We start from the raw sequence: 13828 nt of genomic DNA, 5'->3' as shown, positions 1-13828 counted from the left end.
GGCAAAGAAAATGTATATATAGTAATTAGGGGAACCTTCATTCGTCGAGGTTCCCCATTCTTGTTCAACTAACGCCTCGTTAGCTCAATAGCAAATGAATTACAACTCGTTATTTCTCCCAAAGCTCGATCAGTCGACCTTCAGGATCTTCAATCCAAATAAACTTTCCAAATTCACTAATCTCTTTTTTCTTTGCAAGAGGTACACCAATATGTTCAAGATGCTTAATAGTCTCGTTTAGATTATGTACTTGGAAATTTAACATCACTTGTTGTTCTGTTGGAAAATAACTGTCATTCTCGGTAAAGAAAGAAAAGATAGTCTCATTTCCTAATTGGGGTTTTATCACAGTCCCATTCCAATTTTCTATTTCAATCTTCAACACGTCACTGTACCATTTTTTTGTAACTTCAAGATTCTTAGTTCTCCAAAATATTCCTCCGACACCTTTTATCATCGTATCTAACTCCTGTCTATCATCAAATTTTTAGCTATCCGATTATATTGTGTTTGAATAAATTGCTAAACGCCTTATCTATTCTTATAACCTTCCCCCGAATGCTTGTTCCTATATTAATTATATAAGGGTAACGGTGACGTTTCAATTATCAACATTTATCTTTAACACACCCAATAATAAAGAAGGTGGTCTCCTTGGAATTCATTTGGATCACCTTCTTTATTTAATTAAAAATCAACATTGTAGGGAAACTTGCGAAGTTTGGTGCATAACTAAAGGCGAGTAAGCAGGAGTATCTCGAATGACTCTGTATCGAAAAGCAAAGTTAAATATGTAAATCACAAATCCAGGGTCACTTCACAAAACGGACAAAATCGTACGTTAAGATTCTCACTTATTAGGTTGGGTCACAGACGTTCCGACCATGGCAGAGGAATAAATGAACCATCATTTAGTGAAAATTTATAACTTGCTTGAGGGGCTTAACTAAAATAGTTCGATGAATTTACGTGCTGCTTTGGAAAGATATCGTTGTTTAAGCCAAACTAATGCTATCTCTGATTGAAGAGAGGAATCTAAGATATCCAACACTCTAATTTCAATATTACGAAATCCAGATATTGACGATTTAGGAAGTATACTTGCTCCAATTCCAGCTTCAACTAAAGAAAGAAGTATATTCATATCTGGGCATTCGCACAAAATATTTGGTTGGAATTCGAATCGTTCACATTCTTCTACAACTCTTTCATACAGCCCTTCTCCCTTCATTCTGTGGACTAGCAATAAAGGTACATCTTCAATCTCTTTCATGTGAATAGCTTCTTTTGAATGGAAATTTTCCCAATCTTTCGGTACCACCAAAACAAATGATTCCGTTTCCAAAGGGATCATAGAAAGATCTTCTATTTCTAAAGGAAGACGAACAATGGCAAGTTCGATATTGCGGTTTTCCAACTGTTTACTCAATTCAAATGGATCTCCTCCCCATAGTTTAAATGAAATCATTGGATAGTTTTCATGGAAATATTGAATTCTTTTAGGAAGATAAGAAACACATGAGGAGCCTATACCAATGGATAGAGAACCTCTGATTCCTTCACCAGCTTCTTTTACTTCTAATATCGATTCCTCAAATAAATTTAAAATATTCTGGGCTTTTTTATATAAAATTTTACCTGCCTCAGTGAGTTCCATAGTCTTACCATTTCTTTTTCGTTCTAATAGTACGGTACCAATCTCTTCTTCCATAAGTCGAAGTTGCTGGCTTAATGGGGGTTGTGCCATGTGAAGTTTTTTGGCAGCACGAGAAATTTGCCCTTCTTCAGCAATAGTAAGAAAGTAGCGCAATTGTCTTATATCCATCATTTTCCTCCATAATATATACGATTTTGATATATATAAGTAACATTATAGATATTTTTCGTATAAATATACAAATGATAATATAGATAAGCAAATACAATAGAATGAAAATAACGTAAGCATGGCTCTTCATGCTTATCTGATGAGAAAGACCAAACGTAGGAACTTAATATTAATTATAGGGGAGGTAGAAATATTGGATAAACCCAAATTATGGACAAGGGATTTTATCGGTATTGCCATTACTAATTTTCTTGTGTTTACAACATTTTATTATTTATTGGTTACACTGCCGATATATGCTTTACAAGAATTGCACGGTGCCGAATCTGAAGCAGGACTTATTACTACAGTTTTTTTGATTGCATCCATCCTAACACGACCATTTGCAGGTAAATGGATCGAAAAGTCAGGAAAGTATATCGCTTTTATAACTTCCCTTCTTGTTCTTTCCGCAGCCTCAATTTTCTATTTTATTCCACAATCTATTAGTGGTTTGCTAATTCTTCGCTTTTTTCATGGAATTGGCTTTGGAATGGCGACAACGGCCATTGGAGCAATTGTTGCCGATCTCATCCCGGATTCTCGCAAAGGAGAGGGGATGGGGTACTATGGACTAACGCTAAATCTTGGTATGGCTCTTGGTCCCCTTTTTGGTTTGACTGTTATGCATCAGGCAGGGACACATGTCATGTTTATCATAAATGCATTATGTTCTCTCTTTGCACTCGTTGCAGGATTATTTGTTAAATTACCTAAGAAAACTATTATGTCAGAACGAACAATTGAACGAAGAACAGGTATGAAAATTGGAGGATATTTAGAGAATTCCGCCATTCCTGTATCGCTGGTTGCAGCTTTCTTTGCACTCATTTATTCGGGAATTGTTTCCTTCGTATCCATATATGCTAAAGAGCATAGTTTAATGGAAGTTGCTGGTTATTTCTTTGTTGTGTACGCGGTGGTCCTTTTAATTTCCCGTCCTTTTACTGGAAAATGGTTTGATGTATTCGGGGCAAATACTATAATTTATCCCGCTATTGTATGCTTTGCAGTCGGTACGTTCTTATTGAGTGTATCGAATACGTCCTTGTTATTTCTTTCATCAGCAGCCCTTATTGGATTGGGTTGGGGAACCGCGTTTCCTAGTCTTCAAACCATTGCCATTCAAGTAGCACCTCCTGAAAAGAGGGCATTGGCTACGGCTACATTCTATTCTATATTCGATTTAGGGTTCGGCATTGGATCATTTACCTTTGGTATTGTAGCATCTAAAGTTGATCATGGCTCAATATATTTTTATTGTTCATTCCTTATATTAATCGGAATTGGAGTTTACTATTTATTGCATGACAGAATATCTTCACGTTCTATTGTGAAAAAGATAGAGAAAAAGATTTCTTAAGGTATTTCAAATTTATTGAATATAATGGATTATTAATAAAAGAATTTAGTGCGATAAGATGCTGACATAGAGAGGACCGGAATTCCTTGTGAAATAGAATCCGGTTTTTTCTGTTTCGTGACGTGACTCCAACCCCGTTGATATCTAATGGGGTTTTACTTTTATTAGAAATAATCCTGCGAACTAGAGCAGCTACCCTGTCACTACCCCTTAAAGGTGTTAGTCAGAACCGTACCATAAGTAAATGAGATTTAAAAATAAATACCTGATCCCTATTACAGTGAAGCAGTATTATGTAATGGGGTGAGATGTAAATATAAAAAGCTTGGTGTTAATAATAGTAGTATAATAGTCAATGAGGTGTTAATAGTATGGAAGATATAACCTTAGGCTTACTACTAGATGTTGTTGGTGAAGTATTTTCAGATGAAATTTCAATTGCCGTTTCGAATACGAAAGAATATATCTACTATCGGCCAAGTAAACGAATTGATTTAAAAATTAGCGTCGGGGACCCTATAAAGGAAGGGACGATTGCCCATAAAGCAATCGTGACGAAGCAAAAGGTTTCTGAGTTTATTAACCGGGATGTTTTTGGTATTCCTTATCATGGAATGGCTGTACCACTTTTTAATAATGGAGAGCTTGAGGGGTGCGTGACGGCAATTTATCCAGCTTTAACGGATGGAAAGTCTGTTGTTACCTTAAAAACGACGGACGGCTGGGTTCCGATTCCTTTTTCAAAGGTTATTTATTTAGAGGCAAAAGATAAAAAGACGTATGTGAATGCAGAAGAGTTATCCGGAACACATAAATACTCTCTGCAAGAATTCGAATATTTGCTTCCGAGGGATTCGTTTATTAGATGCCACCGGTCATTTATTGTAAATGTTAATCATATTAAAGCGATTTATCCTGATACTCATTCTACTTTTTTACTTTCGATGGATAATGGTGAGAGGGTACCAGTTAGTCAATCATACGCCAGTTATTTTCGAAAGCTTCTAGGATTTTAAGTTTCTCTGCTTTAGAGCCTAGATTCGCTATTTTATCTGAATTTTCGGTATCGTATACTAAAATCCCTATTTTGATAGTGTTAATGTGTAAAATAATTATGAATATTCATTAAGAGAGGGATTACATATGGAGAATAATTTGGAGAGAATCAGGGACCATCGTCTAAAGAACCGAGTAGTTACACCTGAAGAAGCGGCTTCCTGGATTCAAAGTGGAATGACATTAGGTTTAAGTGGGTTTACACGTGCAGGTGATGTGAAGGCAGTCCCATTTGCGCTGGTGAACCGCGTTAAGGATGATAAATCTTTTAAAGTAAATGTTTATACCGGAGCTTCTTTAGGTTCGGATGTAGATAAATTATTTGCTGAGGCAGGAATTTTAGGAAAGAGATTGCCTTTCCAAGCCGATGCAACTATGCGAAAAGGAATTAATAATGGAGACTTTTTATTTGTGGATCAGCACTTATCTCATACAGCAGAGCTGCTCCGTGCTGACGTTATGGATATAGATGTTGCTATTTTGGAAGCGGTTGCAATAACTGAGGACGGAATGCTTATTCCAACCACTTCAATTGGAAATTCCTTAGCGTTTTCCCTAAATGCAAAGTCCATTATTATTGAAATGAATATGGCTCAATCTACACAACTAGAGGGGCTGCATGATTTATATGAACCTGGGAAACAAGGGGAAAGGCTTCCAATTCCGCTCGCTAAATCGGATGATCGAATTGGAACGATCGGTATTCCGATTGATGTTGAAAAAGTGAAGGGTATTGTGTTTACGAACCAACTTGATTCGCCATCGACGATTGTTCCTCCAGATGAAGAAACTGTTATCATGGCACAGCATTTAATAGAGTTCCTTCGAAAAGAAGTAAAAGTAGGCAGATTAACGAATCGTTTAGCGCCATTACAATCGGGAATTGGTTCAGTGGCCAATGCAGTGCTGCATGGAATGTTAGATTCGGAGTTTGAAGATTTAGAAGTGTATTCTGAGGTATTACAGGATGCGGTCTTTGATCTTATGGATGCTGGGAAAGTCCATTTTGCTTCCTGCTGCTCCATCACGCTTTCCGAAGAGAAAATGCAACAGGTATTTTCTAACTTTGAAAAATATCGCGATAAATTAATGATGCGCCCGCAAGAGATTTCTAATCATCCTGAAATCATTCGTCGCCTTGGATTAATCTCGATTAATACTGCTTTAGAATTAGACATATACGGAAATGTTAACTCTACTCATGTTTTAGGTACAAAGATGATGAACGGTATTGGTGGTTCTGGTGATTTTGCAAGAAATGCACGCCTAGCTATCTTTGTTACGAAATCGATTGCGAAAGGCGGTAACATTTCAAGCATCGTTCCTTTCGTCTCTCATGTAGACCATACTGAACACGATGTAGATGTGATTGTCACTGAACAGGGATATGCTGACTTAAGGGGACTAGCGCCAAGGGAAAGAGTGGAACTGATTATTGAGAATTGCGCACATCCAATGTATCGTGACCAGCTGCGAGCTTATTACCAAGAAGCGCAAACAAGGGGTGGACAAACTCCTCATGTTTTAGAAAAAGCTTTTTCTTGGCATACGAATTATGCTAAAAATGGAACAATGCTTGAAGCGGTAGTAGAAACTGTATAGGTGCGTATCACAAGTAGCCGCTTAAATTTTTTATGGTGTATCCAATGAATCACTATATTCGCATTATTTAAATACCTTGTGAATCTGTCTATAATTAGTATTACTATTACGGAGAAAGCAAAGAATATCATGAAGAGTCGTGGTGGTAAGCCAAATTGAGTTCAATCATCTAGAAATTTATTTCATATAGATTCATAAAGGTGAACCGCACCATAAGTAAATGATATTTTTTTTAAGATGAATAGACAGCAAAACCCTCACTTAAGTGAGGGTTTTGCTGTCTAGAAAGGTTTATACAAATAAGCTTAGTAATAACGTAAATCCTAATCCAGATACGGAAATAATAGTTTCAAGTAAGGTCCATGTTGCAAATGTTTCTTTCATGCTTAAACCAAAGTATTCTTTGAACATCCAGAAACCAGCATCGTTCACGTGTGAAGCTATTAAGCTACCAGCTCCTGTTGCAAGGACAACTAAAGAGAGGTTAACGTCAGAGTGACCTAACATCGGAATTACTAAACCGACAGTTGTTAATGAAGCAACCGTAGCAGATCCTAAGGAAATACGTAAGATGGCAGCGATGATCCAAGCAAGTAAGATTGGTGATAATGAAGTTCCTTTAAATAATTCGGCTACATAGTTACCTACACCGCCATCAATTAATACTTGTTTGAAGGCTCCGCCTCCACCAATGATTAAGAGCATCATCCCGATATTTGAAATCGCTGTTGTACAAGATTCCATTACGTTTTTGATTGGGATATTTCTTGAGAGTCCCATTGTATAAATCGCAACTAATAAGGAAATCAACATGGCAGTATCCGCATTCCCAATAAACTGGATCGCTGCTAGTAAACTATTATCTTTAAATCCCATTGTTTTTTGCAACAAGGTAATAATCGTAGCGATTGCCATTAAAATAACAGGCAGTAAAGCGGTAAAAACACTGATACCAAAACTAGGTGTGTCTTCAAGTTTAAATACTTTCTGCTCACCTAAAGATTTTATATTACCAGTTTTCGTGAATGCTTCAGGTACTAGCTTTTTCGCAATTTTAGTAAATACAGGTCCAGCTAAAATAACTGTTGGAACCGCTATCATAAAACCGTAAAGTAATACTTCACCAATGTTTGCATGCAATTCACCCGCAATAGCAGTTGGTCCTGGGTGTGGCGGTAAAAATCCGTGTGTCACAGATAGAGCTGCTGCCATCGGAATACCGAGATATAAGATAGAAACTTTTAATTCTCTTGAAATAGCAAATACAATCGGAATTAATAATACTAATCCTACTTCAAAAAATAATGCAATACCGATAATAAATGAGGCAGTCACGACAGCCCATTGAATGTTCTTTTTACCAAATTTGTTCACAAGAGTCATGGCAATGCGTTGTGCGCCCCCAGAATCTGAGAGCAACTTGCCTAACATCGCACCAAGTCCAAAAACGAGTGCCAAATGACCGAGTGTTCCGCCTAATCCTGCTTCAATGGTTTTAACAATTTTTTCTGGCGGCATTCCAAGTGCTAAAGCAACACCAAATGATACAATGATTAATGAAATAAAAGTGTTTAATTTAAAGCGCATGATCAGTAAAAGTAATGCTAAAATCCCAATTGCTACAATGACTAATGGCATCGTAATTTCCCCCTAATATTAGCTGTATTTGTTTTTTATCCCCTGTTTTTTGGAAGTAGGCCCCCAACCTCAAAGTTCAAAAAGAGACGAGGAGTGGGGGACTACTAATGAAAGTTTCACTTTATTAAACTTCTTTGATAATCGGCAATTCGTGTATAATCTTCTTCTAATGCTCTTGATAGGTTAATAAATATCGGCAGTAATTGTCTGTATTCTTTTGTTGCTTCTTCTTTCGGTGTGTGTTTGTAGGTACTGCCAACCATTTCGGAAACGATTTCAAAAGAATCGATTTTTCCTGTCGCATAGAGACCTAATATACATGCACCTAGACAGGAGCTTTCGTAGCTTTTTGGAACAACGACTTCAGATGCGAAAATATCGGACATCATTTGTCGCCAAACGTCAGACCTTGCGAAGCCTCCTGTTGCTTGAATACGGGTCACAGGACTGTCCATGCATTCAGTTAATGCTAAAAATACGGTGTATAAATTATAAATAACGCCTTCTAAGGCTGCACGAATCATATGTTCCTTCTTATGTGACATCGTTAAACCGAAGAATGAGCCGCGTACATCTGGATTCCATAATGGCGCACGTTCACCTGCGAGGTATGGATGGAATAATAATCCGTCTGCACCAGGTCTTACACGTTCAGCAATTTTCGTTAATACATCGTATGGATCAATTCCTAGTCTTTTTGCAGTTTCTACTTCTGATGAAGCAAGTTCATCGCGAATCCAGCGAAGGACCATTCCGCCATTGTTTACCGGTCCACCAATTACCCAATGCTTTTCCGTTAGGGCATAACAGAATATTCTTCCTTTTTTATCTGTTTGCGGCTTGTCAATGATGGTTCGAATAGCACCACTTGTCCCAATTGTGACTGCAATCTCGCCTTTTCTAATTGCATTCACACCTAGATTCGAAAGCACGCCATCACTGGCACCAATGACAAACGGTGTTTGTGGATCGATTCCAATCTTCTTAGCTAAATCTGGATTGCAGTTGCGATATATCGTAGTGGTTGGTACGAGCTCAGACAATTGAGCAGGTGTTATACCAGCAATTTTTAAAGCTTCTTCATCCCAATCTAGTGTGTTTAGATTCATCATACCCATGCATGAAGCGAGGGAATGATCAACAACATATTGATCAAAGAATTGTTTAAAGATATATTCTTTGATTCCGATATATTTTTTCGTTTTAACAGCGATTTCAGGATGGTCATTCACAATCCAAGTAATTTTACTTAATGGTGACATGGGATGAATAGGTGTTCCTGTTCGTCTATAAACTTCATGGCCATTCAGTTCATCTTTGATCTTATGTGCCCATGTCTCACTGCGATTATCTGCCCAAGTGATACAAGGTGTCAGCGGCTCGTCATTTTCATCCATGGCAATGACACTATGCATGGCGCTGCTAAATGAAATAAACGATGGTTGTTTATCTGAATGATGTTTTGTTATATTTGAAATCGCCTGCAAAACGGCCTGAAAAATCTCTTCTGGATCTTGTTCCGCTGTGGAAATATCCGGTGTGCGAAGTGGGTAACCAATATTCTCTGTTTGAATGACTTCGCCTTTTTCAGTAAATAATACTGCTTTGGTACTTGTAGTACCGATATCTATACCTAACATATAGCTACTCATGTTCTTGCTCTACTCCTTTAGATAACATTTGTTGTGACATCCAGAGGTCTTCAACTTTCCCTTGCACATCATCAAAGTTTTGATGTAAGGCTTTAATCATGAGGGCTCGATCCTTTGATTCGATTGCTTTTATATAAAGCTCATGATTTTTAATAATCCGTTCAAAGTCTTCGTACTTTTCCTTGAAACGGGTACGCATTGATAAAAGGATTAAGCTTTCCATAACAGGCTTTAAATTATTCCAAATCATGAGGATATGGGAATGCTCAATGGTGCGAATAATCGTTTCATGGAATAAGAGATCTTGATAAGAAAATTCATCAGCATCATGATATTTGATGGCGATTTTCATCATTTCCATAATTTTATTTAGTTCTCTTACTAACTCATTTGTGTCCATCTTTACAAGTCGCTCAAAGATAAACGTTTCTATAAGTAAACGAACATCATATATTTCTTCGATTTCTTTTTCGGTTAAACCAATGACAACTGCGCCCATTCTTTCTAAGCGAATGATATTTTCAGATGCTAGTACTTTTAATGCTTCACGAACGGGTGACCGACTTACAGAAAAATCGGCAGCTAATTTATTTTCAGATAGAATGGTACCGCTTTCAATTTTACCTGCAATAATACGCATTCTCAGTTCGCTCGCAACACGATCACCAGTAGAAGCTTTTGAAAGCCACTTTTCAGGATAAAGAAATTCCCTTGATTCCGTCATAATTCCACCTCATGTTAATCAAGTATACTTGTATACAAGTATTATAACTTAGATTTTTAATTATGCAAGCGCTTTTATGTTGTTTCGTCTAGATGCCCTTCAATACTTGTTCAAGTTTGATGAGAGTTTAAAATAATAAGGAATGATAAACAAACTCTATTTTCCAATTTATATACGGAAAATAAATACTTTTTATTAAGTGAATCTTTCATCAGTGGGGGCATCTCCTACTAATGGTTAGTTGAACTGATTGGGCACATGCCAGCGGTTATCCTCTACCTATCTTCTTTATTCCTTTTTGAATAAGGGGTTTTACTGCCAGCGAATAGCAGGATAAACGAGTAAATAAATTAGGCGGTATTTATAAGTACAGAAACACGTTGACAATTTTTAAATAGATTGATAAGGTTATAAAAAAATATTCTTATCCAGAGAGGTGGAGGGACTGGCCCTACGAAACCTCAGCAACAGGTCTGCTTAAGATACTGTGCTAATTCCAGCGGGTGATGAACCTGATAGATAGGAGGGTACGTTTTTATTTGTCAGCCACGCACTCTTTTATAGAGTGCGTTTTTGTTTTCTCTGGATAGTAGGAAGGAGAGTAAGAATGGAGAACAAAAATAGGAAAGAATTTCAAAGGAAAATGCAAGCACGTCATTTAGTTATGTTATCACTTGGTGGAGTGATTGGAACTGGATTATTTCTAAGTTCAGGTTACACGATTCAACAAGCTGGTCCATTTGGTACAATTCTTTCCTACCTGATTGGTGCACTAGTGGTTTATCTAGTTATGCTGTGTTTAGGTGAGCTTTCCGTACATATGCCTGAAACGGGTGCATTTCATAGTTATGCATCTAAATACATTGGACCAGGGACAGGGTATACCGTAGCTTGGTTGTACTGGTTAACTTGGACTGTTGCTTTAGGCTCTGAATTTACTGCTGCAGGGTTGCTTATGCAGAGATGGTTTCCATCCATCAATGTCTGGATATGGAGTGCCCTTTTTGCCATTTTAATCTTTGGATTAAATGTACTGACAGTTAAATTTTTTGCTGAATCTGAATTTTTATTTGCCTCTATAAAGGTAATAGCTATTGTAATATTTATTGTTTTAGGAGCAGCGGCAATAGTAGGTTTTGTTCCGATGGCTCATTCAAAGTCAGCGCCATTCTTTTCTAACTTTACAAGTACAGGTCTATTTCCTCATGGTGCTTTTGCCATTATAATGACGATGCTTGCCGTTAATTTTGCTTTTTCAGGAACGGAATTAATAGGAATTGCAGCAGGTGAAACAGTGAATCCAGAAACAGCGATACCCAAGGCCATTCGTATTACTTTGTGGAGATTGATTATCTTTTTTGTAGGAACGATCATTGTTTTATCTGCATTATTACCTAGTTCCGATGCAGGAGTATTAGAGAGTCCCTTTGTTGCCGTTCTTGAACGAGTTGGAGTGCCATATTCGGCAGATATTATGAATTTCGTTATACTAACGGCTATTCTATCTGCTGCAAACTCAGGTCTTTATGCCTCTTCTAGAATGCTGTGGTCGCTTGCCAATAAGAACACAATATCTCCTATTTTTGCAAAAATGACAAAACAGGGTGTTCCAATTAATGCGGTCATTTTCAGCATGTTGGGAGGAGCTTTGGCTCTGTTCTCAAGTATCGTGGCACCGGATACTGTGTATATTGTGCTAGTTTCTATTTCAGGTTTAGCAGTGGTTGTAGTTTGGATGAGTATTAGTACTTCGCAGTTCCTATTTCGCAGACAATATGTAAAAGAAGGAAATTCTGTAGATGACTTGGTCTATCGTACACCATTCTATCCGCTGGTACCAATCGCTTCTTTTATCATTTGTTTTGCGTCATGTATCGGGATTGCGTTTGATCCTACACAACGAATTGCTTTATATTGTGGTGTTCCATTTATATTGTTTTGCTACGGAAGTTATTATCTAACACAAAATTTAAAGAAAAGGGGTATAGATTATGTCCAACAAAATCAATCCAATTGATGCTATTTTATCTCAACATTCAATTATGCTGCTTGACGGAGCGCTGGCTACAGAACTGGAGTCACATGGATGTAATTTGGACGATTCCCTTTGGTCAGCACGTGTATTACTTGAGAATCCGGAATTAATTTATCAGGTTCACTCTGACTATTTTCATGCTGGAGCGGACTGTGCCATTACGGCAAGCTATCAAGCTACTGTTGATGGTTTTTCTGTGCGCGGAATACAAGAAAAGGAAGCTTTAGAGTTAATTAAGCAAACAGTGTTACTTGCAAGAAGAGCAAGGGATGATTACTGGAAGAAGAATACGCAAACGAATAGGCCTAAGCCATTGGTTGTTGCATCAGTTGGTCCTTATGGAGCTTACTTGGCGGATGGTTCAGAATATATTGGCAATTATGGTATCACAGATGAAACGTTAGCAGAATTTCATCGTTCAAGAATGTCAGCGTTGATTGAAGCGGGGGCCGATCTATTAGCCTTTGAGACGATTCCTTCCTTGCAAGAAGCAAAAGTATTAGATTCATTATTGCGGGATTTTCCAGAAACATATGCTTGGCTATCATTTTCTTTAAAAAATGAGAAATCGATAAGTGATGGTACTAAGCTTGCGGATTGTGCAAAGTTGTTTGAGGGAAGTGAACAAATTGCAGCAATTGGTATCAATTGTGCACCAGTAGCTGTTATTACAGGGGCTATCCAAGAATTGAGTAGAAACACAAAAAAACCGATTCTTGTTTATCCGAACTCAGGTGAAATCTATAGTCCAGAAACCAAAACATGGTCTGGTCAACAATTATGTAGCAGTTTCGATATTAAATCTAAAGAATGGTACAATGCAGGGGCTCGGTTAATAGGAGGATGCTGCAGAACCACACCTCATCATATTGAGGAGATTTCAAAAACATGGCGGACTTCCTAGACTTGTATCTGAACAAAGCAAATAGAATCTATTTGGATAATGCTTTTCTAGATCATTCGTTTGAGATATTAATAATGTGCGAAGAAGGCTAATAAAATGAGTAATTAAAACTTCATTTAAGTACACTAGGGTGAACTGTACTATAAGTGATAGTAAAGAGGATATTATGCTTCTATAGCGAAATAAGTTTAATAGATGAAGGGGGGCGATATGATGAACATGAAAATGAAGAACGGTTTGGAGAATAGGTGTAGAAAACTATAATGAAAAGGAGTTTTTCTATTGAATCAAGTGTTGCTTATTATTGATGTCCAACAAGCATTAGTTGATGGAAATGATAAAAACAAAAGTGTACTAAATAAAGACGTATTACTAGATAACATTAATTTGGTTATTAATCAAGCATTAGAATCACAAGCTTTAATTGTCTTTATAAGGGATAAAGATGTTGCTGACGGCAAAGGTCCAGGGTTTCAAATACACTCAAAAGTAAAAGTGCCAACCACTGCAAAGATATTTGATAAAGCGGCCACGAATTCGTTTTATGGTACGCCATTAATGGATTTTTTAAAGGACAATGAGATTGAACATCTTGTAATCATGGGGTGTAAAACAGAACACTGCATTGATACAGCGGTTAGAACGGCAACGGTGAATCATTTTGATGTTACTTTAGTTGGAGATGGTCATTCGACGACAGATTCTTCAACCCTATCTGCCGAACAGATCATAAGTCATCATAATGAAATACTTCATGGTCATTACAATGTTGACAATTTTTCTGTCGTTCGGACTGTTCAAGAAGATTTGTTTCAACCAACCCATAACAATTATCGGTAAATCGCCATTTACCCCCTTAACTTGAGAAGCTCGGAAAAACATTATTGATCTTCGGTAAGCGGGCGCGGTTGCCGAAGATCCCAACTTATATTTATATGTAGTGTAGTGCTTAGAATTTATAATCAAATAAAATTATCCTCTAAAAAT

At 37.3% G+C, this 13828-nt stretch carries 11 protein-coding genes and 1 riboswitch; of the genes, 6 read left to right on the top strand and 5 right to left on the bottom strand.

Going from position 1 to position 13828, the window contains the following annotated elements; genetic code table 11:
• Positions 1-109: 109 nt before the first annotated feature.
• Positions 110-457, bottom strand: coding sequence for a VOC family protein (locus WAX78_RS19475; protein WP_336483657.1), 348 nt, complete (start codon positions 455-457; stop codon positions 110-112).
• Positions 458-946: 489 nt separating this feature from the next.
• Positions 947-1825, bottom strand: a complete 879-nt coding sequence (locus WAX78_RS19470) for a LysR family transcriptional regulator (RefSeq protein ID WP_336483656.1) — start codon at positions 1823-1825, stop codon at positions 947-949.
• A 196-nt stretch (positions 1826-2021) separates the two neighbouring features.
• Here WAX78_RS19470 and WAX78_RS19465 point away from each other — a divergent pair, with 196 nt between their 5' ends.
• The 3 genes from WAX78_RS19465 to WAX78_RS19455 all read left to right on the top strand — a co-directional run bounded on the left by WAX78_RS19465 (position 2022) and on the right by WAX78_RS19455 (position 5888).
• Entirely contained in the window at positions 2022-3230 is a 1209-nt protein-coding gene (locus WAX78_RS19465) for an MFS transporter (RefSeq protein ID WP_336483655.1), read from the top strand.
• 371 nt (positions 3231-3601) lie between these two features.
• A complete protein-coding gene (locus WAX78_RS19460; RefSeq protein ID WP_336483654.1) occupies positions 3602-4246 on the top strand; it encodes a LytTR family DNA-binding domain-containing protein in 645 nt (214 codons plus the stop codon).
• A 127-nt stretch (positions 4247-4373) separates the two neighbouring features.
• Entirely contained in the window at positions 4374-5888 is a 1515-nt protein-coding gene (locus tag WAX78_RS19455; protein WP_336483653.1) for an acetyl-CoA hydrolase/transferase family protein, read from the top strand.
• Between the two features lie 291 nt (positions 5889-6179).
• Here the strand turns inward: WAX78_RS19455 and gntP are convergent, their stop codons facing one another.
• The 3 genes from gntP to gntR form a co-directional block, all read right to left on the bottom strand.
• Positions 6180-7526 carry a gluconate permease GntP gene (gene gntP / locus WAX78_RS19450; RefSeq protein WP_336483652.1) on the bottom strand — a complete coding sequence of 449 codons (1347 nt, stop codon included), beginning with the start codon at positions 7524-7526 and terminating at the stop codon, positions 6180-6182.
• Between the two features lie 116 nt (positions 7527-7642).
• On the bottom strand, positions 7643-9178 hold the full coding sequence (gene gntK / locus WAX78_RS19445) for a gluconokinase (protein ID WP_336483651.1): 1536 nt from the start codon (positions 9176-9178) through the stop codon (positions 7643-7645).
• The gene (gene gntR, locus WAX78_RS19440; RefSeq protein ID WP_336483650.1) at positions 9171-9902 is read right to left on the bottom strand and encodes a gluconate operon transcriptional repressor GntR; all 732 of its coding nucleotides are present in this window, start codon (positions 9900-9902) and stop codon (positions 9171-9173) included. The genes gntK and gntR overlap by 8 nt, the downstream gene beginning before the upstream one ends.
• A 421-nt stretch (positions 9903-10323) precedes the next feature.
• Positions 10324-10428, top strand: a riboswitch (SAM riboswitch).
• 81 nt (positions 10429-10509) lie between these two features.
• Between gntR and mmuP the strand changes: the two genes are divergently transcribed.
• The 3 genes from mmuP to WAX78_RS19425 all read left to right on the top strand — a co-directional run bounded on the left by mmuP (position 10510) and on the right by WAX78_RS19425 (position 13681).
• Entirely contained in the window at positions 10510-11919 is a 1410-nt protein-coding gene (mmuP, locus tag WAX78_RS19435; protein ID WP_336483649.1) for an S-methylmethionine permease, read from the top strand.
• The gene (gene mmuM / locus WAX78_RS19430; protein WP_336483648.1) at positions 11894-12841 is read left to right on the top strand and encodes a homocysteine S-methyltransferase; all 948 of its coding nucleotides are present in this window, start codon (positions 11894-11896) and stop codon (positions 12839-12841) included. Before mmuP ends, mmuM begins: the two co-directional genes overlap by 26 nt.
• Positions 12842-13123: 282 nt before the next feature.
• Positions 13124-13681 carry an isochorismatase family protein gene (locus WAX78_RS19425; RefSeq protein ID WP_336483647.1) on the top strand — a complete coding sequence of 186 codons (558 nt, stop codon included), beginning with the start codon at positions 13124-13126 and terminating at the stop codon, positions 13679-13681.
• Positions 13682-13828: the final 147 nt, after the last annotated feature.

It is taken from the genome of Bacillus yunxiaonensis (assembly GCF_037104695.1).
Taxonomy (GTDB): Bacteria; Bacillota; Bacilli; order Bacillales; family Bacillaceae_G; genus Bacillus_A; species Bacillus_A yunxiaonensis.
The sequence above is the reverse complement of the archived record's forward strand: the minus strand, read 5'-3'. Positions and strand labels throughout refer to the sequence as shown.